This window comes from Xanthobacter sp. NM-59, from assembly GCF_021401125.1.
Lineage (GTDB): Bacteria > Pseudomonadota > Alphaproteobacteria > Rhizobiales > Xanthobacteraceae > Xanthobacter.
Genome location: NZ_JACBFQ010000008.1, coordinates 92535 through 114760, shown reverse-complemented (window position 1 = coordinate 114760; position 22226 = coordinate 92535). Strand labels below are relative to the sequence as shown.

The window sequence follows — 22226 nt, the reverse complement described above, 5'->3', positions numbered from 1 at the left end:
GAAGGCCGGGTTGCCCGGCCTTCTCCACCCGAGGGACATCGCAACCTTGACGCCAGATTCCCACGACACGCCGCAAGCCGCGGTGCCAGCTGCCGGCGAAACCTCTGCGGATGCGCCGGCCCCCCTGGCGCAGGCGGATGCCCCCGCCGCCCAGGAGATCGCCACCCGCATCACGTGTTCGCGCGGGTTGCCGCAATGGCTGGCGCTGCACAATTGCTCGCTCGCCGTTACCTCTTACCAGACCGGGCAGCTCTTCCTGGTTGGGGTGCTGCAGAATGGGGCGCTGTCCATTCACCAGCGCAATTTCGTGCGCGCCATGGGCCTCATCGGTGATGGACAGACGCTGCTTCTGGCCGGCCTCGCGCAGGTCTGGCGCTTTGAGAACGTGCTGGCGCCGAACGAGCGGGCGAATGAGCATTTCGACCGGCTGTATGTGCCCCGGCGCGGCCAGACCGTGTCCGATCTCGATGTGCACGAGCTCGGCATCGATACAAGCGGGCGGCTGATCTTCGTCAACACCAAGTATTCCTGCCTCGCCACCGACAGCGCGGTGCACAGTTTCAAGCCGGTGTGGCGGCCGCCCTTCATTTCCCGCCTCGCGCCGGAGGATCGCTGTCACCTCAACGGCCTGACCATGGAAGAGGGCGTGCCGCGCTACGTCACCGCCGTGTCCACCACCGATATCGTGGACGGCTGGCGCGACCGGCGCCGCGATGGCGGCGTGATCGTGGAGATCGCCACCGACGAGATCGTGGCGGAAGGCCTCTCCATGCCCCATTCGCCGCGACTGCATGAGGGTGCGTTGTGGTTCCTGGATTCCGGGAACGGCTATCTCACCCGGCTGGACCTTCAGAGCCGGGAGCGGGCGCGGGTGGCCTTCTGCCCCGGCTTTCTGCGCGGGCTGTCCTTTCACGATGGCCACGCGGTGGTCGGCCTCTCTTTGGCGCGGCGGGAAGGCGTGTTCTCGGGCCTCGCCTTGCAGGATGAGCTGGAGCGGCGCGGCGCATCCGCCTGGTGCGGGGTTCAGATCATCGACACGCGCCATGGCGACATCGTGGAATGGCTGCGGCTGGAAGGCGGGGTGCGCGAGCTGTTCGATGTGCGGGTGCTGCCCGGAGTGCGCTGCCCCATGGCGCTGCCCACCTTCGGCCCGGAACTGGCGAGCTTCATCACCATCGAGGCCCCCGACCGGCCCCTGAGCGAGCGCGGGTGGAACCCGGCCTGAGCGGTGGACGATGAGGGGGCGGCCGCTGCCCGGTCCGCGCGTTCGCGCAAAGCCTAATCGACGCAGACCCGATTCCGCCCCTGCATCTTGGCCTGGTAGAGCGCGTGGTCGGCACGGCCGAGCAATTCGTCCAGCAGCGTTTCCTCGGGCCGGAGGGTAGCGACACCCACGCTCACGGTGACCGCCGGCAGCCCTTGGGGGGTGGAGGTGGCGACGGCGTGGCGCAGCCGTTGGGCGATGATTTCCGCATCCGTGCGGTTCGTGTCGGGAAGCAGCACCGCGAACTCCTCGCCGCCGATGCGCGCGAGCACGGTGCCCTCGCGCAGGTGCTTGCGCGCCACCTCGGCGAACTGCTGGAGAACGCGGTCCCCCGTGGAATGGCCATAGGTGTCGTTGACGCGCTTGAAGAGATCAAGGTCGATCATCAGGATCGAGACGGCCCGTCGGGGCGGATGCCTGGCGGCTGCGAGCGTGCCTTGTGCCATGTCCATGAAATAGCGCCGGTTGAACAGGCCGGTCAGCCCGTCATGCGCCGCAAGGTCGCCGAGCCGGGCGCTGTATTCTCCCACGTTGCGCACCAGCGGCCGGAAGATCAGCAGGGCCTCGAGCACCAGCGCGAGCAGCAGCCCGCCCAACAGGGCCTTCTGCACCCGTCGCAGCTGCTCGATATGGCGGGTGGCCTGCCGCTCGAACAGCGTCACGGCGCCATCGAGGGCCTGCAGAATGGACTCCCGCGCGGTGCCCTGGATTTCCCCATAGGCCTCCGGCGAGCCGTTGGCCGTGAACTCCCGCGCCGCCGCGATGTAGCTGCGCACCGCGGGATCGAGGGCATTGGGGCCTTCGAAATAATACCCGCGCATCTCCTTCGGCAGGGGATGGATGATGCCCAGGTCGTTGCCGTCGATCAGGGCGGCATGGGAACGCGCCATCAGGGCAATGCTCTGATGCAGCGGCTCCCGGCTCATTTCGTCGCCGTTCTTCAGGTGGTTCGAGAGCAGGGCAATGCGCTGCGACAGCATCCGCTGCCGCCCGGCGACGTTGATGATGGTGGCGGAGTCGCGCTGATCGAGGATCACCCGATCAAGCAGCAGGTGAACGGCCGTGGTGAGGAGGCCGGTAACCAGGAGGCCGAAGGCATCGGCAAGCGTCATCCTGCGCGCGAGCCGTCCGTCGACCTGGGCCCTTCGCACCGGCGACCGACTGAATCCCACGCCACGCTCTCCCGGGTATCAATGTGGGCGGAAGTGCCCGGGCTCACATGAGGCCGCCGCGATCATCCCCCCCGCTGCCCATGGGCGCTGAGGATGGCGGCGGACCTGTCCACTCTCGGAAGTGGCGAGCTCACAACGCACGTTTCTACCGTTATTGCGCAGCATTAGTCTGGTCAATGTTAGCCTTGGCGTGCGCTAATCCGCATTGCCAGCCCTGGTTTTGCGCCGGATCGGCCATCGCGGTGAGCGCTGCCGGATCGCAGCCTGACGCCTCCCCGCGCCGCCTGTCCCCTGCCGTCCTGCCTCCTGGTTCGGCGGTAGGGTCCGGTCCGACGGACGACCGAAACTGACGCAGTGCAGGTGCATCAATTCAATCCGGAACGACCATGGGGCATCCCTTCACTGGTTCGCGCCGGGTCGATACGGGCCGCGCGATGGTGCAACCCGGCCCGGGGGCGACTATTTTGCCCCGAAGCCCCGGTGCCAGGTATCAATTCCCGGATGAGATCGAGACGGTATGGTGGTTACATAGTGCTGTTTCCCGATGCCGGATCCACGCACGTCGCATCCCCTTCGCGCCCCCGAACACGAGCACCCCGCGATGACCACCAAGCCACAGACGAGCGCGGCCCCGCTCCCTTCCGCCGAGGCGGCGGGCGGTGTGGATGGCGCCAGTGCCTGCGTCGGCATCTTCTGGTTCGTGATGCAGGCCGGCTGCCCCGAGCTTCTCACCTGCCAGACGCCATGGCCCGATGCGGAGGACTATGGCGACTTCAAAACCGAAGCGATGGCCCATTACGATTTCTGGCCCGGGCTGAGGAAGAGGCTGAAGCTTATGGGCGAGTATGAAGACTGGCCCCGTGGGCGCGTGGTCTACCACGTGCGTGATGAGGTCTTCACCGCCTATATCGACCGGCAACTGGCGGGCGATGCGTTTCGCGCGGCGATCATCGAGGCCTTCCACTTGCCGCCCGAACGGACCCGCTTCGCCTTTGACGCCCATTACAGCGGCGCGAAGTTCAGGCTCACCGGCCGAGCCTGAACTGCCCGGAACGGGAAGGGGGTGAGCGAACGCTCGGATGCCGGGATGTCTGGAAGCCACAGGGCGCCATGTCGCCGGCGCGCGGCGCCGCTTGGCGCATGGCCTGAGGGCGTGAGCGGGGCGGCGGCCGATGCCCGGCGCCTTCGGCAGCACCAGGGGGGGCCTCGACTCAGCCTTTCTCGCCTTTGGGTCCCCGTCTCGTTGCGACCAGGGGCGTTGGCGCTGTTCTGTCCATTCTCGCTTGGAGACGCCTGGATGTGGAGTACAGCCCGGGCGCGCGGCGGTCACTCATCGGGGAGGGCGGACGGTTTCCAGGCAAGTACCCAGGGGCTCCACGGCGGCGTCGGGTGCGGAGCCCTGGAGCTCGGCGAAGCTGATCATCCCCGCGGTGACCCAATGGATGGCGACCAGCACCGGCCCTCGGCGCGGATCGAGAGCGCGAAGGCCGGCGACGTAGGCCGAGAGCTGGGGCCAGTGGCGCCGGAAGCCAGCCTCGAAATCCCGATCCGCATCACTCTTGTGGTCGATAAGGGCGAGGCCGGCCTCGCCCTCGGCCAGAAGATCGAGGGTGGCGGAAAGTCGCGCTCCGCCGGCAAGGGTCGCCTCCATCGGAACCTCGGTGGTGATCCGCGCATGGCCGCGCGCGGCAAGCCAGGCGCGCAGTGCCTGTGCGCGACCCGCCAGGATCTGCGCATCCTCCGGCACGAGGCCGAGATGGGCGGGAAGACGCGGCGCGAGGTCTGGGCGCATCAGCAGCAGACGCAGGGCTTCGTGGAGCGCGGTGCCACGTGCCGCCGCGGAGGTCCATGACCGTTCGCCCAGCTGCCATTCGGCCGCGTCCAGCAGCTGCGTTTCGAGCTTATCCGGCGCGGCGACGAGCGATGCGGGCAGCTGCGAGGGCACGAGCCGAGCGGGCCCGGCGTCCGCCCGCGCAGCGCATGGCGCCACGGCGCGGCGGCCGAGGCGCGGCAAAGTCGGCACGGGCACCGGGCGCGGCGTGTCGAACTCGGGTGGAATCGTCTTTCCGCAGAAGGAAACCCTTGCGGAATGGCGTTTCCCGCCGATCGCGATCGCGCCCGCCTCGACGCTCATGTGGCAGCGCGTGGCCAGGAGGGCGGCTGCGGAGAAGCACGGCTCATCGGGCTGGATCAACGCCTTTTGCACGGCGGCTGCCGGCCATTCGAGCACCAGCGTGTCGCGCGCGCGGGTGAGCGCGATCTCGCTGTCGAGAAACACCGGGCCGATGCCAGGCGATGCGGGAAATGCTCCTTCGGCAAAGCCGAGCAGCATCAGGTGCCGCACCGGACGATCAGGGGGCGTGCCATCGACACAGACGGTGACCGCATCGAGCAGGGCTGGCCCGTCCGCCTCAGCCTTGGCCTCTGCGACCTCGATGCGGCCGGTCAGTTCGTCCCATGTGATCTCGGCGGCGGGAGGGGCGGCGCGCAGGATGCCCACCAGCTCGCCGATACGCTGCGCGAGTTCCGCCACGTCCTCGGCCACCTCGGCATCGGTGGACAGAAGGCGGGGCAATCCTTCCATCAGCTGGGCCAGGTCATGGGCACGCGTGGGTCGCTCCGCCAGCAGGGCCAGCAGCGCGTGGCCCCGGCGATCCAAAGGTGCCAGCCGGGACAGCGGACTTGCTCCCTCCATCGCCGCCTGCGACAGCCTGCGCCCCACCTCGGCCGGCCAGGGCATGAGGGCGAGGCGCAGCAGGGAGGCCCGGGCCATGACGGGGGCCGAGGGGCGCAGGCAGGTGAGGACATGCAGCAGGCATTCGCCCGCGAGGTCCCGCGCATCCTGACCCACCGGGAGGGCCGAGAGCGGCAGCCCCGCCCGGGCGAACGCCTCACGCACGAAGGGCACGTAAGTGGGACCGGATGGCAGGAGCAGGCCGATGCCGGATGGGGAGAGGTCGGGCTCGGCATCCAGCAGCCGCTGGGCGAGGCTCGCGGCCACATGGGCTTCCGCCTCCGCATCCCGCAGGCCGAACACCCGCACGCCCGGGTCACGCGTGACGCGGTGCGCCTGAGGTGACAGCAGCGCCGCCTGAAGGTGGCGCAGCGCCGTCCCCGGCGCTCCATGGCAAGCATCCCGTGCCGCGCGCAGTGCCGCCCGGCGATCCGCGATATCCGCCGGCAGGCCATGACGGGCGATGACTGTTTCGATCACGGCGGCCTCGATCGCGCTCAGGCTCGTATCCTGCGGGTCATGGATCACATGGAGGGGGTCGAGAATGTCGTCCGCCCGCGCCTCGATCACCGCGCGCAGGATCGCGAGCTCCGGGGGCAGCAGGTCGCCCAGCGCGTTCCACAGGTCGAGCAGGGCCGAGAGGTGGCGATGGGCGCGGCGCTGCGGATCGAGGGCGCGCACATCCACTGCGTCCGGGCGCAGCGTGGCCGTTCCCATCATCACGTCACGAAGGGCGCGCTCCACAACCCGCGCGGTCTCGCCCGGCGCCACCGCAAAGCTGCCCGCCCATGGGCCGAAGCCGAGATGGGGCCGGAGGGCATCCGTGAAGCTGGTATCAGGGGCGGGCGGCAGCAGGTAGGAGCGCGCCAGCAGCGGCAGCGTGAGGGGCACGTCGCCGGGCAGGATGGCGCCCGCAGGCCGCGCCCGAACCGTCTCGAACATCACCTGTCTCCTCGCCACTCTCCTCGCCACCGTCGGGCTGTCCCAGGCCCGACAGGGCCGCGGCGAAAACCGCGGCCACCTTCCACCTGCCTCAGGATGACCCGCAGCCCGACAGATTTGGTCGCAACGCGACATTGCCGGCCGAGAATCTTCACGGCCAAAAGCTTTTGCTGTCATGCGCCCTTGGTGCTGTGCGCGGGTATGCACCAGAAGGTTGCCGCAGCGCCAGCTTGGCATTGAAGTCGGGTTCAGCCCATGGATACCCTGCCGGCGGCAGGAGGCGGCGATGGGAAATGATCCGATCAGGCTCGAGAAGGTGGCCAGCCTGCTGCGGTTGGCGCTTCGGCTCGCGGGTTCCCGGGAGGGGCTCACGCTGGACGAGATCGCTGGTGCCTTCCGCGTCAGCCGCCGCACGGCCGAGCGCATGCGGGACACGGTGCGGGACCTGTTCCCCGGTTTCGATCAGCGGCACGATGGGCCCCAGCTGCGCTTCTTCATTCAGGGCGGCCTTGCCCCGTTTCTCACCGCGCCCACGGCGGTGGAGCTGGCCGAGCTAGAAGGACAGGTGCGGGCCCTGGAGCAGGCCGGGCACAGCGAGCGCGCGGCCGCGCTCACCCGTCTGGCGGACAAGGTGAAGGCGGCGCTGCGCGACAGCCGCAAGGCGCGCACGGCCACCGACCTTGAAGCCTTGCGCCGCGCGGAAGCGATCGCCCGGCAGGTGGGTCCGCGCGCCATCTGCGATGCCGGCACGCTCGACCTGTTGCGCGAGGCGCTCCTGGCCCTGCGCAAGGTGCGTTTCACCTACCCGTCGTCGGGGCCCGCCGCGTCCATCGTGCGGGTCGTGGTACCGTACGGCCTGTTGTTCGGCCGCAACGCCTATCTGGTCGGCCAGCAGGAGAAGCACAGCCAGCCGGTGCTGTGGCGTCTCGATCGCATGACGGATCTGGAGATCGTCGACGAGGCGGCGCCGGTGCCCGTGGATTTCGACCTTGACGCTTATGCGGCCCGCTCTTTCGGCACCTTCCAGGAGGAGCCCGCCCATGTGGTGCTGCGTTTTCTTCCCGCCGCGGCCGCGGAAGCGCGGCGAACGGTGTTCCATCCCAGCCAGCGGCTGCTGGATCTTGACGACGGAGGGGTCGAGGTGAGCTTCACCGCCGGCGGCCTGCTGGAGATGGCGCACCACCTGTTCACCTGGGGCGACAATGTGGAAATCCTTGCTCCCGAAGCCCTCCGGCGTCTCATGATCGGAGAGCTGGAACGGGCGCTCGCGCGGCATCGGGGCCAGGATCCGCGCCCGGCGCCGCCGGTCTGACGGCCGAGCCCTCAGGCGGTCCGAAAGCCGATGGGGCGGGCCTTGCCCTCCGGCTTGGCAGCCACTTCAGCCATGAGCTCCCCGGCCAGCGCATCGGGATCGGCAAGGCCGAGCACCGCGGCCCTGCCGGCCACGACCGCGAAGTCCCCCGCGGTCAGCCGCTCCTCGCGCGCGAGGAGCGCAGGCGCCTCGATACCGAAGAAGCGGCGGAAGGCGAGCTGGATCTGTGCCCACGCCATGGGCAGGAAGCAGACCTTGAACAGAAACCGGCGGGCCGTCGCCGGGTCCAGGCTGTCGGCGAGGTTCGTGGTGCAGGCGAACGGCAGGGGGTGGCGCTCCATTCAGGTGAGCATCTCGTTCACCTGCGTGATTTCCCAGCTGCGCGTGGCTTTCGCACGGTTCTGCAGCAGGGAATCCGCCTCGTCGAAGATGAGGAACGCGCGCCGGGCCTCGGCCTCCCGGAAGGCCGCGGCGATGCGCGCCTCGCTCTCGCCGACGAACGGCCGCAGAAGATCGCTGGCGCGCAGCTCCATCACCTCCAGGCCCATGCGGTTGGCGAGGTGGCGGGCGAAGGCGCTCTTGCCCGTCCCCGGCATGCCGGTGAAGCAGAAGGACAGCTTCTGCCGTCCGCTGGCGAGAACCCGGTCCGCAAGGTGCCTGAGGTCGCGGTCCGCCCGCGACAGGTCCTCTTCGAACGGAGCCGGTTCCGCCTGAGGGTGCGGGGCGCAACCCTCCATGACCTCCAGGATGGAAGAGGCCGAGCGGATCGCCGTTCGCGCGCCGCCCCCACACAGGCGGGCGGCGCGGATGCCGTGATCGAGAATTGCGGCCGCGGCCGGCAGGCCGGCGATCTGCGCCAGCTCCAGCTGCGGCAGGTCGAAGCCCTGGCTCAGCGCGATCCGCTCGATCATGCGCTGGCGCTGGGGCCGGCCCGGTGCCCGGAAATGCAGGGCGAAGCTCATGCGCCGGAGCACCGCCGGGCCGAGGATTTCGGGATGGTTGGAGATCCACAGCGTCGGCAGCGGGCTGCCGGCGACCAAGCGATTCATGAACACTTTCGCACCCTGCCGGTTGGCGCCCGCGGCGTCGTCGACGCCGACGAAGAGGTCATCAGCCTCGTCCACCACCAGCAGGACATCATGGACACTGGCCGCAAGGCGCTGGCCCATGGTGAGGGCGGCAACGCGGCTCTCCCGGTCCGGCTCTTCGCCGGCCTTGTCCGCCTCGCCCACGAACAGCGCCTTCAGGCCCAGCCGCTCGGCGACCGCGCAGGCGAACTCGGTCTTGCCCGTGCCGGGCGCCCCATGGAGCAGAATGTTGATGCCCTTTTCCCGCGCGGCGAGGCCCTCGCGCACGAGATCGCAGGCCAGCTCCGCATCGGTGCCGAGATGCTCGAAGTCGGCCCAGTCGAGGTGCGTGCGGCGGGGCTGTCCCAGCAGCATCGCGCGGGCGCGGTCGGCCGTCAGGCGGGGCTCGGTCACCAGGGCGAAGGTGGTGTCCGAGATCATGAAGTCGCCGTCGTGGGCATCCCTTACCAGGCCGAAGAGCCTGAGGCCGCCATGCGCCTTCAGAGCACCCCGGATCCTGGCGCTGGCAAGGCCCAGTGGCGCGCGCATGAAATGGCAGCTGACCAGCTGGGGCGTGCACTCGTGCAGATCCTCATTGCTGAGATTGCCGGCCAGCGCCCGGAAGAGCTGGCGCGGGGCTTCACTCACCGAGGCGCGGACCAGCAGGCCAAGGACCGCGCTTTCCGCGGCGTTCAATCCGACGAGGGTGGCAATCCAGCGCAACCGCCGCTCGATGGAGGAAAGGCCTTGTGGCAGCGCAACGGGGTGCCGGCGGCGCAGGTCTGCGCGCAGGATCTCCCCGAGCCGCTCCGAGGGTTCGGGGGCCGCCGATTTCGAGGCCTTCCAGTGGGGTGACATGAGCTCCGCCAGGTCGCGCTCCGATGTCAGGCGGGCCATCCGGGCGCCGCGGCCCGGGCCCATATCCGGCGCGCTCTCTTCGATCCCGGCCACCGCTTGCACCAATCCGGACGCGGCCGAGTGGAGCCTGATCCATTGGGGCAGTTGGGAGGTGCGCCAGAGCGACTCCCAAACGCCACCGTGCGAGGCGGCAAGATTCACCAGATACGAGCGCAGGACCGCGCGTTCATAGGGGTGCATCATTCATCTCCTGCAAAAAGGTCCGAACGCCGCAGCATCGCCGCGGGCGTGGATGAGGGAGGGCGGGCCGGCCGCCCCCTGGCGCGAGCTGCCCGGCCGCGGCCGCCGGCGCGGCCTCCCTCAAACGGGAACCTGTCGCGGGCTGTGAATTGCCCCTGCCGCGACGAAATATTTCTCCCTGGATATGTCTGCCTTGCGCCCAGCCCAGCCCCGCCCCGTCGGGCCGCCTCCCCAGGGCGCGCAGTGCGGTAGGGATGGACGGCATGTCGGTTTCGGCCGCATCGTCCCGGCCCGGATTGGCGGGGCCGCCTGCATGGGCCTGCGACCGGTTCTGACACTTGCGCGCGCCATCCCGATCATCACCCAATGGCGCGCCAATCCAGGATCACCTCATGACTCCACCCAGCCTTCAGCCTGCCCCTGCCTTGCCATCCATCGGTCGGGCCCTCTCCATCGAGGCGTTTCCGGATGCCATTGCGCGAGGGCTTTCGGAGCTGCGCCGGCAGCCTGTCGCCTATGACCTGCGGCTTCGGTGGATTGGCGGGGCGCTGCCGCCATGGGCCGATCCGGAGCCGGATACTCAGACGCCAGCCCGGTGGTCTCTTCTCGTTGTCGAGAATGGGGCGGCGTTGCGCGATCTGCCGGCGGGCGCGCTTGTTCGCGCCGATGCCACCTGGCGCATCGCGCTGTTGCCCGAGGACGAGGGGGATGCCGGCACGCTCTCGCCCCTTGGCGCGTTTCATCTCGTCCTGCGCTGCCCCGGGGAGGAGCTGAGCTTCATTGCCGAGGACCTTGCTCATTTCCTGCTGCGGTCCGGAGTGATTGGCAGCGATGAGCACGACTTGACGACCGGCTGCATGGGCATGGCGGAGGGCCGGCGCGTGGATGCGCGCGCCCGATGCATGCCCGGCAAGGGGCGGGATGCCGCACGGGCGCTTCGGCTGTCATTGGATGGGGACGGGGCGCGCGGTTCGCGGGTGCCCTGGATGGTGATGGGGCAGTTCATCCGCGCGGATGTGTCATGGAGCCTCGCGGAGGTGGATGATGCCGCGCATGCATTGGCGGAGGGCGTCGATGGGCCGCATCTGCTGAAATGCCTGCCCGATGCCCCCCGAACCGAGCTCCTGGTCATCACACCGGCGCGCTGACGCGGTGCGCTGCCCGGGCAGCGTGCCCTGCTGCGGCAGTCATTGCCGTCACCACGGCGAGCCGGGCGAAGCCTGCGGATTGGTCGCCCCATCGCCAAAGAGCGGGCAGGGTGGCTGCTACGCCAGCGGCGGGAAGATGGACCCTGGACGCGGCATCACAGGCGAGCCCAAACGGTGGTCCGGGTGCTTGATTCAGTCCTGGCTTGGAGATCTGCAGCAGACTTGGCGCCCGCCAGAGGGGCATCGGCGCGCCACGTCGCGGGACCACGGTGCCGCCTTGTCAGCCGACTTCGTTTCTCACAATTAAAACGTGTGAACTCCGCCGCTTAGGGTAAAGTGCTTCGCAACGCCGCCTGGGGGCGGTGCATGGCGGCGCGTCGATTCGGACCATTGGTTCCGCAAGCGTCGCGACGGAAGATGACGAGGAGGCCTCACATGAGTGGCGACCTTGAAATACAAGGTGTTTGCGGCGTCACTGCGGCCCCGCCGCCTGCCCGGCGGCGATGGGCAACGCTACTGAGTGCGCGGGGCGGCGCGATGTTGGCCGCGGTGCTCGCGTTCGCGGGCATGGCTGCGGGCGTCTCGACCCGCGCTGAGGCGCAGGAAACGGCGACAAGGCCGAACATTCTCGTCATTTTCGGCGATGATGTGGGCCAGTCGAACGTCAGCGCCTATACCCACGGCATCGTCGGCTACAAGACGCCGAACATCGACCGGATCGCCAACGAAGGTATGATGTTCACGGACTATTATGCCGAGAACAGCTGCACCGCCGGCCGGGCGACCTTCATCACGGGCCAGTCCGCCTTCCGCACGGGCCTCACGAAGGTCGGCGTTCCGGGGTCGTCCGTCGGCCTTCAGGATCGTGATGTGACCCTGGCGCAGGCGCTCAAGCCGCTGGGCTATGCCACCGGCCAGTTCGGCAAGAATCACCTGGGCGACCAGGATCGCTTCCTGCCGACGAATCACGGCTTCGACGAGTTCTTCGGCAATCTCTACCACCTGAACGCCGAAGAGGAGCCGGAACGCCCCTATTGGATGAGCAACAACCCGGCCTTCATCAAATCCTATAATCCGCGGGGCGTGATCAAATCGTCGGCGGACGGGAAGATTGAAGATACCGGTCCGCTCACCGTCAAGCGCATGGAGACGATTGACGACGAGACCACCGAGGCGGCCATCGATTTCATGACGCGGCAGGTGAAGGCGAAGCGCCCCTTCTTCACCTGGATGAACTTCACCCGGATGCACATCTTCACCCATGTCCGCGAGTCCTATCGGGGCAAGGGTGGCCTCGGCCCACGCGGCAATGAATATGCCGACGGCATGTGGGAGATGGACCAGGATGTGGGCAAGCTGCTGAAGGCGCTCGACGATCTGGGCGTCGCAGACAACACCATCGTCATTTTCACCACCGACAACGGGCCGAATTTCTTCACCTGGCCCGATGCCGCGACCTCGCCCTTCCGCAGCGAGAAGGACTCCAACTGGGAGGGCGCCTTCCGCGTGCCGGCCCTGGTGCGCTGGCCCGGCAAGATCAAGCCGGGGGAGGTTTCCAACGGCATGTTCTCGGGCCTGGACTGGTTCCCCACGCTCATGGCGGCGGTGGGTGACACCACCATCAAGGAACGCCTCCTGAAGGGAACGAAGATCGGCGACAAGACCTTCAAGGTGCACCTGGACGGTTACAATCAGCTGCCGCTCCTGACCGGGCAGACCGACAAGTCCGCCCGCACCGAATTCTACTATTTTGACGACGACGGCGAGCTCGTGGCCATGCGCTATGACAACGTGCTGCCGGGCGCCACCAATCCCATGGCGTGGAAGATCGTCTTCTGCGAGCAGACGGCGCAGGGCGGGTTCCAGATCTGGCGCCAGCCCTTCACCTGCCTGCGCACCCCGAAGATCTACAACCTGCGCATGGATCCCTATGAGCGCGGCGACATTGGTCCCACCACCACCTATGACAAGTGGAACGTGGACAATGTCTACCTGATCTTCGAGGGCATCCGGCGCGGGACGGACTTCCTGCAGACCTTCGTGGAGTATCCGCCGAGCCAGATGCCTGCCTCCTTCTCCATCGACCAGGCGGTGCAGCAGCTCAAGAGCGAGCTGGCGAAGCAGCAGGCGCAGAAGCCGCAAGAAAAGAAGTAAAACGCGGAAAGCGTAACGCCACATCGCCGGCCGCCGAAGATGCGGCCGGCGATGTCAAAACGTCCCGAGGCTGAAGCCCATTGGTGTTGCACCCCTGATGTCTCATCGCTCCCGCGCGCGCCTTTCTGCACAAAGGGAAGAAGACGCCACAAAGGCGCGGGCGCGCGCCACGGCCCTTGCGTCCGGCCTGCTGTTCGTGTCCGGCGCGGCGGCCCTGGTCTATCAGGTGCTCTGGGCCAAGCAGCTCTCGCTGGTGGTCGGTGTCGACATTCATGCGATCACCATTGCGGTCAGCGCATTCTTTGCGGGGCTCGGATTCGGCGGGGTGCTGATTGGCCGCCTCGCGGATGCTGTCGGCCGGCCGCTGCGGTTTTATGCGGGCCTGGAACTGGGCGTTGCCGCAGCCGGCATCGCCACCACATGGCTTCTCGCGCACATCGCCCCCCCGTTCGCCACACTGGAGGCGCAGCAGCCCGCACTCGCCTGGCTGATGCTGTTTGCGATCGTCGCGACTCCACCTTTCCTGATGGGCGGAACGCTGCCGGTGCTCGCGCGCGCCATCGCGCCCCGCGGCAGCGAGATCGCGACGGCAACGGGGCGCCTCTACGCCGCCAATACCGCCGGGGCCATCGTCGGCGCCCTGGGGGCGACCTTCCTGATCATTCCGGGCGTCGGCGTGCAGGGGACGGCGCTTGTCGCGGCCCTCGCCAATGTTGCCGCGGCAGTTGGGGGTCTTACGCTGCGGCAGTCGCGCGAGCAGGTGCCGAAGGCGCCAGATGCCACGGGCACCGTGGGGCATTCAGGCGGGCGACTGGCACTCATCCTCTATGCGGTGGCTGGTGGCATCGCGCTGGGATATGAGGTGGTGTGGTCGCAGGCGATCGTGCAATTTCTGAGCACCCGCGTCTTCGCGTTCTCCATCGTCCTTGCCACCCATCTCGTCGGCCTCGCCCTGGGCGCGTTTGTGTGCACGCGTTTCGTCGATCGCTTGCGCAATCCATGGAACGCCTTTGCCGTGCTGATTGCCGGCGCCGGGCTTGTCGGCCTTGGAACGATCTCGGCCCTCGGCAGCTGGGTCGCGGTGGCGCAGACCGCCCTTGAGGCCATCGTGTTCAACTGGACGGGCAGCGAGCTTGCGGGCATGAGCGCCCGGTTCGCGGTCGCGGCCGCATGGGTCGTCCTTCCTCCGACCCTGCTCCTTGGCGCGGCCTTTCCCGTCGCGATCCGGCTGGTGGCGCAGGAAAGCCGCGTTGGTCGCGATGTGGGCGCCGCCATCGGCCTGAACACCATCGGGGGCCTTGTTGGCGTCGCGATCGCGGGTCTCGTGCTCGTGCCTGGCCTGGGTCTCATCAAGACCATGGCGGCCTTGGCGCTGGCGGCCGCTGCGCTCGGATTGGCGGCCCTGGTGGCCGGGCAGCGGCGGTTCCCCGCGACCGGGAGAAGGCGCCCTGCGATCGTGATGGCCGTGATCGTGATGGCGACGGTCGCGCTTTCGGTCATGACGCCGTCGAGCCGGCTCGGCGACCTGCTCGCTCAGTCGCGCCGGGGCGCGCTGGTGACCTATGACGAGAGCTGGGGCGGCACGGTGGCCGTGCTGGAGCAGGGACGGGGCGAGCAGCATTTCCGGCGGCTCTACATTCAGGGCGTGTCGAACTCCGGCGATGCCATGCCGTCGCTGCGCTACATGCGGCTCCAGGCGCTGCTACCGTTGATCCTGCACGTGGGCGAGCCGCGCTCGGCCCTGGTGATCGGGCTCGGAACCGGCATCACGGCCGGCGCCCTGCTGCGCTTTCCCAGCCTTGAAAAGACGGTGGTGGCGGAGCTGCTTCCGGCGGTCCTGAAGGCCGCACCGGATTTCGTGGGCAATTATGGCGCCGCCATAGATCCTCGTCTCGACATTCGCCTCCGTGACGGTCGCCGCGAACTGCTGGCGAGCGCGACGCAATATGACGTCATCACCCTGGAGCCGCCACCGCCAGCCGCTGCGGGAGTGGTGAATCTCTATTCCACCGACTTTTATCGCCTCGCCCGCGCGCGCCTGCGGGCCCAGGGCATCATGGCCCAGTGGCTGCCGCTCGGCACGCAGAATGACGAGGATACGCGCTCCCTGGTGCGCAGCTTCCTGGATGCCTTCCCCCACGCCTCGCTGTGGACCACGGACATCCATGAAATGCTGCTGATCGGCTCCGATGCGCCCGTGCCGCTGGACGTGCCGAGCATCATCCGGCGGTTCGATCAGCCGCAGGTGGCGCATGCGCTGAAAGAGGTGGGCATTGCCAGCCCCGCCGCCCTTCTCGCCACCTGGGTCACCGATCGGGCGGGCCTGGAGCGCTATGCCGGCAATGCCCCCGCGGTGACGGACGATGATCCGCGTATCGAATATTCAAGCTGGGTCCGCCCGGGCGAGTTCGCGCGCGTGCTGCCCCAATTGCTGGCCTTGTACACGCCGCCGCCCCTTGAGGGCGCCGATGCGGCCTTCCGGGCTGCGGTGGCCGTGGAGAATGAACGTCTGCTGGCCTTCTACGCCGCCGCGCTGAGCGCCCAGGCGGGCGAGCGCGAGAGCTGGGCGCGCAACATCGCCCGGGTGATGCGCGAGGATGGTCAAAATCCCTATTACCTCTGGTTTGTTGGGGGGGCGCGCCAATGAGCGCAACGCGTGAGGCAATTCTCGAATTGAAGGCTCGCATCGGCAAGCTGGTGCTCGGCCAGGACCATCTGGTGGAGAGCATGCTGATCGGCCTTTTGGCCAACGGGAACATTCTGCTGGAGAGCCTGCCGGGCCTCGCCAAGACCCGGGCGGTCAAGGCCCTGGCGAAGAATCTCGCCGCGGACCTCTCGCGAATCCAGTTCACGCCCGATCTGCTGCCCTCCGACGTGACGGGCGCGGAAATCTATGTGCAGACCGACAAAGGTGGGCAGTTCACCTTCCAGAGGGGGCCGATCTTCGCCAATCTGCTTTTGGCCGACGAGATCAACCGCGCCCCCGCCAAGGTGCAATCCGCGCTGCTGGAGGCCATGGAAGAGCGGCAGGTGACCGTTGCCGGCAAGACCTACAGGCTGCCTCAGCTGTTCATGGTTCTGGCGACGGAAAACCCCATCGAGCAGGAAGGCACCTATCCCCTGCCGGAGGCCCAGCTGGACCGCTTCCTGATGCAGGTGGTCATCACCTATCCGGACGAGGCGGTGGAAGGCGAGATCATCAAGCTCAACCGGGCCGAGAACGCGCGCAAGGCGAAGGACAAAGGCCCAGAGCCGGAGCCGATCCCGCAACAGGCCGTCTTCGACGCGCGTGGCGAGATCGACGACATTTTCGTATCCGACGCGGCGCAGAAATACATGGTCGACCTGATCTTCGCGACCCGCTTTCCGGAACGCTACGGAGATGCCTTGGGCAAGCTGATCCAGGTGGGGGCAAGCCCACGCGGCTCGCTGGCCCTCGACCGGTGCGCCCGGGTGCGGGCCTGGCTCGATGGCGAGACCTTCGTCACGCCTGACCACATCCGCACCGTGCTGCATGATTGCCTGCGGCATCGGATCATCCTGAGCTACGAGGCCATGTCGGAGGGGGTGAGCGTGGACCAGGCCCTGGACAAGATCGTCGCGCAGGTCGCGTCGGTCTAGAGCATTTTCCGTTCACATTGCCTCACGTCAAATGCTCTAGGCTTTTGTATTAACGCGTTTTCTTCACGCGAGCCGGTCTCCGCTTCGCTCGAAAACGCTCTAAGGAGCCCGTTATGGCAGAAGCGAGCGCCGCGGCGGTTGAAGGGGTCTATGTGGATCTCCAGGAGCTGATCGCGCTGGAGCAGCGCGGCCGGCGCGTGTCCTTCCTGCCGCGGCAGCCCGTCCATAGCCTGCTCGCCGGCCGCTATGCCTCGCGCATGCGCGGGCGCGGCCTCAATTTCGAGGAGATCCGCGACTATCGCCCCGGCGACGATGTGCGCTCCATCGACTGGAAAGTGACCGCGCGGCTGCGCAAGCCCCATGTCCGCGTCTTCAATGAGGAGCGCGACCGCCAGGGCCTCCTCGTCATCGACCAGCGGCTGTCCATGTTCTTCGGCAGCCGGCTCGCCATGAAATCGGTCACGGCGGCGCAGGCCGGCGCCATCTGCGCCTGGCGCATTCTCGCCGCTGGCGACCGCATCGGCGGCCTCGTCTTCAACGACACCGACATGGAGGAGGTGCGCCCGGAGCGTGCACGCCACACGGTCCTGCACCTGCTCAGCCAGATCGTCGCCCGCAACCAGATGCTGGGCGTCGGCCGGGGGATCGTCTCCCATCCGGACATGCTCAATCGCGCGCTGGACCGGGTGCGGCGGCTCGCTCCGCACGATGCGACGGTGATCGTCATCAGCGATTTCGACGGGGCGGATGAGGCCACCCATGACATCATCGCCGATCTTTCGCGGCACAACAGCGTTATCGCGCTGCTGGTGCACGACCCGCTGCAAAGCGAGCTGCCCGCCAGCGCGCGCATGACGGTGACCGACGGCGAATTGCAGATCGTCCTCGAGGTGGGCCGGGAAAGTGTCCGCAAGAATATCCGGGAGGTGACCGAGGCGCGGCTTCGCAGCGTGTTCGCCTGGACGCGGGAGCTGGGCGTGCCGGTTCTGCCCCTGAGCGCCGCGGAGGAGACCGCAAGGCAGATCCAGAAGCTGATCGGGCAGTTGCCCGCCCTCAACGGGCGGAACGAGCCCCCGGTGCTGGGAGGCGCGCTTGGCTGATCCTGTGGCTACCCCTTCGGCACCCGTTGCGGCTGCCCCGCAAGTGGTCGATCCCGTCGCCGGGCTCGTCGACATTCCGTTGCCGGCGCCGGTCAGCCTGTGGCCCCAGACCTGGCCGGCGCGCATCCTGCTGGTGGTTGTGCTGCTGGGCCTTGCCGTCGGCACGGTCCGCGCGATCCACCATTGGCGCGTCAATCGCTATCGCCGCCAGGCCCTGTCCGAGCTCAGGGGCATCGAGGCCCGCTCGGGCACATTGTCCACGGCGGACCTCGCCTGCACCCTGGCCTCGCTCCTGCGGCGCACGGCGCTTGCCGCCTTTCCGCGCGACGAGGTGGCCGCTCTTTCCGGGGCGGCCTGGCTCGCCTTTCTCGACCGGACCGATACGGCGCGCGCCTTCTCCCAGGGGCCGGGGCGTGCCCTTGAAATTTCCGCCTATGGGCCGACCGCGGGCACCGATGCAAAGGGGCAGATCCAGGCGGTGCGGGCGTGGATCCGCGGCCACCGGCGGGGGGTTCGCCCATGATCGAATTCGCGTGGCCCTGGGCCTTTTTGGCGCTGCCCTTGCCCCTCCTCGCATGGTGGCTGCTGCCGCCCTATCGCGAGCAGCGCGCCTCGGTGCAGATCCCCTTCTTCGCCAAGGTGGCCGAAGCCACCGGCCAGACCCCGCAGAAAGGCGCGGTGGTGGTGCGCCGGCTGGCGCTGCAGATGATCGTGGCCTCGCTCATGTGGGTGCTCATCATCATCGCGCTGGCGCAGCCGCAACGGGTCGGCGAGCCCATCCGCCACGACATCTCGGCGCGTGACATGATGCTGGCCATCGACATTTCCGGCTCCATGGACCAGGTGGATTTCCAGACCGCCGACAAGAAGATGATCCAGCGCCTCGCGGGGGTGAAGCAGGTGGTCGATGCCTTCATCGCCCGCCGCAAGGGTGATCGCATCGGCCTGATCCTGTTCGGCACCAAGGCCTATATCCAGTGCCCGTTCACCCAGGACCTCGCCACCATTCAGGCGCTCTTGAACCAGACCGAGGTGGGCATGGCGGGCCAGCAGACCGCCATCGGCGATGCCATCGGGCTCTCGATCAAGGCATTTGAGGCCAGCAAGGCGCAGCAGAAGATGCTGATCCTGCTGACGGACGGCAATGACACAGCCAGCCGCGTGCCGCCCGCCCATGCCGCCCAGATCGCGCGCGAGCACGGTCTCGTCATCTACACCATCGGTGTGGGCGACCCCGACGCCACCGGCGAGAACCGGGTGGACTTCCAGACGCTGCAGGCCGTGGCCGCGGCGACGGGTGGCCAGTTTTTCAGGGCGGAGAACGGCGCCGATCTCGAACGCATCTACGCGGACATCGACCGGCTCGCACCGGTCAAGCTGCAGACGCAGACCTGGCGGCCGAAGCTTCCGCTCTATCAATGGCCGCTCGGCGCGGCGGCCCTGCTCGGCATCGGGGCATGGCTCGTCTTGCTGCTGCGCAGTTGGATGGCAAGGCGGGCGCAGCATGCTTGAACAGGCCGTCGCCCATTTCCATCTGCTGCGGCCCTGGTGGCTCCTGGCCCTCGTGCCCGTCGCGCTGATCCTGCTGGCCCTGCTGCGCCGCGAGCAGGACGACCTGAAATGGACCGCGGCCATCGCGCCCAGGCTCTTGAAATACATGACGGTGATGCCCGCTCGGCGCTGGCATGTCCGCCCCGTGTGGCTGGTCGCCCTGGTGCTGAGCTTGGCCATCCTCGCTTTGTCCGGCCCCACCTGGCGGCGCGAGCTGCCGCCTTTCGTGGAGGACAAGGCGCCGCTGATGATCGCCCTCGACGTCTCCGGCTCCATGGGCGAAACGGACATCGCGCCATCGCGCCTGGAGCGCGGCAAGCAGAAGATCCGCGATCTTCTGGCGGCGCGAGGCCGCGCGCGCAGCGGCCTCATCGCCTTTGCCGGCACGGCCCATCTCGTCATGCCGCTGACCGATGACCCGCGCGTGATCGAGCCCTTCCTCGCCGCCCTCTCGCCCGGGCTGATGCCGGTGCCGGGCAAGGTGCCGGTGGCGGCGGTGGAGCTCGCGGCGCAGGCGCTGGCGGGCGACACCTTTGCCGGCACCATCCTCATCGTGTCCGATGACCTGGGCAAGGCCACTGCCGCCGACATCAACCGCGCCGCCGGCCGCAATGATGTGCTGATGCTGGCCGTCGCGCCGCCCGACAAAGTGCACAGCCCCATCGGGACGATTGAGGTCAGCGTGGATTCGAGCGATATCCAGGCGCTCGAGCGGCGTGTCGACAGCCATTTCGAGAATGCGCAGGCCGAGCAGATCGGCGCCCGCTGGCGGGATGAGGGCTTCTGGCTGCTGCTGCCCATCGCGGCCTTGAGCGCGTTGTGGTTCCGCCGGGGCGTCACGGTGCCGTGGATCCTGCTGCTGCTTCTTCTCCAGCCGGTGCCGGGACATGCGCAGACGGCGCAGCCGCCCTCCGATCTCACGAGCCTGTTCCTGACGCCGGACCAGCGGGGGCAAATCGCATTTGATCGCGGGGATTATCACCGCGCCGCGACCCTTTTCAGCGATCCCATGTGGCGCGGCATCGCCGCCTATCGGGCCTATGATTTCATCGCGGCGGCCGAGGCATTCCGCAAGGTCGATACGGTTGAAGGGCGTTTCGCGCTGGGCAATGCGGAGGCGCAGAACCACGCCTATGAAAAGGCGATCAAGCTTTACCAGGAGGTTCTGGCCCAGCAGCCTGACAATGCCGCCGCGAAAGCCAACCTTGCCATCGTGACCGCAGCCTATGAGGCTGCCGAGGCCAAGCGCCGGCAGCGGGAACAAAGCGAGCCGGAGCAGCCTGGCCTTCCCCCGGACGAAACCAAGGTGGACAAGCAGCAGAAAGGCGGCCAGCGCATGCAGGTGACGCCGGAAAGCCTGACGACCCCCGGTGCGGCGGCAGCCTGGATGCGGGCGGTTGAGACCACCCCGGCGGATTTCCTGAAGCTGAAATTCGCCATCCAGGCGAATTCCGATCAACCACCGGCCGGAACGGGGGCCCAGAAATGAAAGGCGCGCCTGCGGCCCTTGCCGCCCTTCTGGCCTGGACCTTTTTGGCCTTTGCGCTCCTGTCCGCGGCCGTGCCGGCCACGGCGCAGCCCGGCGCGCCACCGCCGGCCGCGCCCGAACAGGCCACCCCCCAGCCCATGGTGCGCGCCACCCTGACGCCGGCCCAGGTCGTGGTCGGGCAGGCTGCCACGCTGGTTGTCGAGGTGCTCGCTCCGAACTACATGACCAAGCCCCCGATGTTGCCCGATTTCCAGGTGGCCAACGCCATCACCCGCGCCGGGCCGACCATGAATTTTTCGGAGCGGCAGGCGGATGCCACCTATGCCGGCATCCGCTACACCCTGTTGATCACACCGCAGGAGCCCGGAGCCTACGCCATGACGGGCCAGGCCATCACCCTCACCTATGCCAACGATCCGCCCAAGACCCGGGTGGCGAAGGTGGCTGTGCCCTCAGCCCATTTTGAGGCGATCATCCCCGCTGCGGCGCGCGCGCTCCACCCGTTCATTTCAGCCGCCGGCCTGAGCCTGAGCCAGGATCTCCAGCGCTCATCGCCCGCCCTGAAGATCGGCGACAGCGTGACCCGCGTCGTGACGATCCAGGCGGAAGGCACTCCGGCGATCCTGCTGCCGCCGACAAGCTTCGCCCCAATCGCCGGGACCAGGGTTTATCCGGGCCAGCCCGAGCTGAGCGAAGGGGTGGACGAAAACTCGGGCGTGCTGAAATCCACGCGCACCGACCGCGCGGTGTACATGCTGGAGGGGGCCGGCACGCTGACCCTGCCGTCGGTCGAAGTTGCATGGTGGGATGTCGCGGCTGAGAAGATCCAGCATGCGCGACTTGAGCCGCAGACCTTCGCCGTGGCTGGCGATGCCTCCACCCTTGGCGGCGCTCTCCCGCACGGCGGCCTTTCCGCGCCGCGAAGAGCCCTCCTCGCCATTCTGGAACACTGGCCGCTGTTGATCCTGGCCATTGGCGGAACCGCGGCCCTGGTTTGGCTGACGCCGCCGGTGGTGCGAAGCCTGGGGCACCGTGTGCGGCATCTCCGCGAGACCTACCGGCAATCCGAAGCCTTCGCCTTCCGTGAGCTGAGCCGCATCACTGCCGACGATAATCCGCGGGAGATCTATCGCGCATTTCTGCTCTGGCTCTCGCGGTTCGAGCCGGCCGCGCCCGAGCACACCGTAAAGGCGCTGAATTCCTGGGCGGGGGATAGGATCCTGGCGCAGGAGATTGCCGCGCTTGAACGTCAGCTCTTCGCCGCAGAGCCCGAAGCGAGCCGGTGGTCCGGCGCGTCTTTGCTGCAGGCGATCAAGTCAACGCGGTGCAAGGCGAAGCTTCAGCACCGGAACAGGACGCGGACTTATTCGCTGCCCGGTGACATCAATCCAGAGCTTCCCAATGCCGTGCGCCAGGGCGTGTCGCGCCCGGTGGCAAGGTAATGGGGCGTGATGATCGCCTCGATGTCGCGGCTCACGCACAGGCTGCCGTTTCGCGTGGCCGGGCTGCCGGAGGGCAAGACGCCGGCACTCAGGGTAAGCACCGCCGACGCTGCCTGAATGGTGTCTAAGTCG

At 68.0% G+C, this 22226-nt stretch carries 16 protein-coding genes; 12 read left to right on the top strand and 4 right to left on the bottom strand.

Features of this window, described 5'->3' with window-relative positions; genetic code table 11:
- Nucleotides 1-46 precede the first annotated feature (46 nt).
- Nucleotides 47-1225, top strand: a complete 1179-nt coding sequence (locus L0966_RS15015; protein ID WP_234052765.1) for a TIGR03032 family protein — start codon at nt 47-49, stop codon at nt 1223-1225.
- Between the two features lie 53 nt (nt 1226-1278).
- Here the strand turns inward: L0966_RS15015 and L0966_RS15010 are convergent, their stop codons facing one another.
- Complete coding sequence (locus L0966_RS15010; protein WP_234052764.1) at nt 1279-2376, bottom strand: diguanylate cyclase; 1098 nt, start codon at nt 2374-2376, stop codon at nt 1279-1281.
- A 661-nt stretch (nt 2377-3037) separates the two neighbouring features.
- Here L0966_RS15010 and L0966_RS15005 point away from each other — a divergent pair.
- Entirely contained in the window at nt 3038-3478 is a 441-nt protein-coding gene (locus L0966_RS15005; protein WP_234052763.1) for a hypothetical protein, read from the top strand.
- Nucleotides 3479-3766: 288 nt separating this feature from the next.
- Here the strand turns inward: L0966_RS15005 and L0966_RS15000 are convergent, their stop codons facing one another.
- Nucleotides 3767-6112 carry a PD-(D/E)XK nuclease family protein gene (locus L0966_RS15000; protein ID WP_234052762.1) on the bottom strand — a complete coding sequence of 782 codons (2346 nt, stop codon included), beginning with the start codon at nt 6110-6112 and terminating at the stop codon, nt 3767-3769.
- Between the two features lie 286 nt (nt 6113-6398).
- Here L0966_RS15000 and L0966_RS14995 point away from each other — a divergent pair, with 286 nt between their 5' ends.
- Nucleotides 6399-7424 carry a YafY family protein gene (locus tag L0966_RS14995; RefSeq protein ID WP_234052761.1) on the top strand — a complete coding sequence of 342 codons (1026 nt, stop codon included), beginning with the start codon at nt 6399-6401 and terminating at the stop codon, nt 7422-7424.
- Between the two features lie 11 nt (nt 7425-7435).
- Here L0966_RS14995 and L0966_RS14990 read toward each other — a convergent pair whose 3' ends face one another.
- Nucleotides 7436-7765, bottom strand: coding sequence for a hypothetical protein (locus L0966_RS14990; RefSeq protein WP_234052760.1), 330 nt, complete (start codon nt 7763-7765; stop codon nt 7436-7438).
- Entirely contained in the window at nt 7766-9388 is a 1623-nt protein-coding gene (locus L0966_RS14985; RefSeq protein ID WP_234052759.1) for an AAA family ATPase, read from the bottom strand.
- 593 nt (nt 9389-9981) lie between these two features.
- On the opposite strand from L0966_RS14985, the gene L0966_RS14980 reads away from it, so the two are divergent.
- From L0966_RS14980 to L0966_RS14940, 9 genes are all read left to right on the top strand, one after another.
- The gene (locus tag L0966_RS14980) at nt 9982-10737 is read left to right on the top strand and encodes a hypothetical protein (RefSeq protein ID WP_234052758.1); all 756 of its coding nucleotides are present in this window, start codon (nt 9982-9984) and stop codon (nt 10735-10737) included.
- Between the two features lie 537 nt (nt 10738-11274).
- A complete protein-coding gene (locus tag L0966_RS14975; RefSeq protein ID WP_370640753.1) occupies nt 11275-12891 on the top strand; it encodes an arylsulfatase in 1617 nt (538 codons plus the stop codon).
- A 97-nt stretch (nt 12892-12988) separates the two neighbouring features.
- A complete protein-coding gene (locus L0966_RS14970) occupies nt 12989-15538 on the top strand; it encodes a fused MFS/spermidine synthase (RefSeq protein ID WP_234052757.1) in 2550 nt (849 codons plus the stop codon).
- Nucleotides 15535-16512 carry a MoxR family ATPase gene (locus tag L0966_RS14965; RefSeq protein WP_234052756.1) on the top strand — a complete coding sequence of 326 codons (978 nt, stop codon included), beginning with the start codon at nt 15535-15537 and terminating at the stop codon, nt 16510-16512. Before L0966_RS14970 ends, L0966_RS14965 begins: the two co-directional genes overlap by 4 nt.
- Nucleotides 16513-16625: 113 nt before the next feature.
- Complete coding sequence (locus L0966_RS14960; RefSeq protein WP_234052755.1) at nt 16626-17612, top strand: DUF58 domain-containing protein; 987 nt, start codon at nt 16626-16628, stop codon at nt 17610-17612.
- Complete coding sequence (locus tag L0966_RS14955; RefSeq protein ID WP_234052753.1) at nt 17605-18135, top strand: DUF4381 domain-containing protein; 531 nt, start codon at nt 17605-17607, stop codon at nt 18133-18135. Before L0966_RS14960 ends, L0966_RS14955 begins: the two co-directional genes overlap by 8 nt.
- Nucleotides 18132-19124: a VWA domain-containing protein gene (locus L0966_RS14950; protein ID WP_234052752.1), complete on the top strand. Its 993-nt coding sequence runs from the start codon at nt 18132-18134 to the stop codon at nt 19122-19124. Before L0966_RS14955 ends, L0966_RS14950 begins: the two co-directional genes overlap by 4 nt.
- On the top strand, nt 19117-20652 hold the full coding sequence (locus L0966_RS14945) for a VWA domain-containing protein (protein ID WP_234052751.1): 1536 nt from the start codon (nt 19117-19119) through the stop codon (nt 20650-20652). The genes L0966_RS14950 and L0966_RS14945 overlap by 8 nt, the downstream gene beginning before the upstream one ends.
- Nucleotides 20649-22094, top strand: a complete 1446-nt coding sequence (locus tag L0966_RS14940; protein ID WP_234052749.1) for a hypothetical protein — start codon at nt 20649-20651, stop codon at nt 22092-22094. Before L0966_RS14945 ends, L0966_RS14940 begins: the two co-directional genes overlap by 4 nt.
- Nucleotides 22095-22226: the final 132 nt, after the last annotated feature.

Excerpts from the sequence above, each read along its gene's own strand:
- L0966_RS14950 (WP_234052752.1), top strand. The coding sequence starts at position 18,132 with ATGATCGAATTCGCGTGGCCCTGGGCCTTTTTGGCGCTGCCCTTGCCC.
- L0966_RS14945 (WP_234052751.1), top strand. The coding sequence starts at position 19,117 with ATGCTTGAACAGGCCGTCGCCCATTTCCATCTGCTGCGGCCCTGGTGG.
- L0966_RS14940 (WP_234052749.1), top strand. The coding sequence starts at position 20,649 with ATGAAAGGCGCGCCTGCGGCCCTTGCCGCCCTTCTGGCCTGGACCTTT.
- L0966_RS14975 (WP_370640753.1), top strand. The coding sequence starts at position 11,275 with ATGTTGGCCGCGGTGCTCGCGTTCGCGGGCATGGCTGCGGGCGTCTCG.
- L0966_RS14990 (WP_234052760.1), bottom strand. The coding sequence starts at position 7,765 with ATGGAGCGCCACCCCCTGCCGTTCGCCTGCACCACGAACCTCGCCGAC.
- L0966_RS15005 (WP_234052763.1), top strand. The coding sequence starts at position 3,038 with ATGACCACCAAGCCACAGACGAGCGCGGCCCCGCTCCCTTCCGCCGAG.
- L0966_RS14980 (WP_234052758.1), top strand. The coding sequence starts at position 9,982 with ATGACTCCACCCAGCCTTCAGCCTGCCCCTGCCTTGCCATCCATCGGT.
- L0966_RS14985 (WP_234052759.1), bottom strand. The coding sequence starts at position 9,388 with ATGGCCCGCCTGACATCGGAGCGCGACCTGGCGGAGCTCATGTCACCC.
- L0966_RS14965 (WP_234052756.1), top strand. The coding sequence starts at position 15,535 with ATGAGCGCAACGCGTGAGGCAATTCTCGAATTGAAGGCTCGCATCGGC.
- L0966_RS14960 (WP_234052755.1), top strand. The coding sequence starts at position 16,626 with ATGGCAGAAGCGAGCGCCGCGGCGGTTGAAGGGGTCTATGTGGATCTC.
- L0966_RS15000 (WP_234052762.1), bottom strand. The coding sequence starts at position 6,112 with ATGTTCGAGACGGTTCGGGCGCGGCCTGCGGGCGCCATCCTGCCCGGC.
- L0966_RS14970 (WP_234052757.1), top strand. The coding sequence starts at position 12,989 with ATGTCTCATCGCTCCCGCGCGCGCCTTTCTGCACAAAGGGAAGAAGAC.
- L0966_RS15010 (WP_234052764.1), bottom strand. The coding sequence starts at position 2,376 with ATGACGCTTGCCGATGCCTTCGGCCTCCTGGTTACCGGCCTCCTCACC.
- L0966_RS14995 (WP_234052761.1), top strand. The coding sequence starts at position 6,399 with ATGGGAAATGATCCGATCAGGCTCGAGAAGGTGGCCAGCCTGCTGCGG.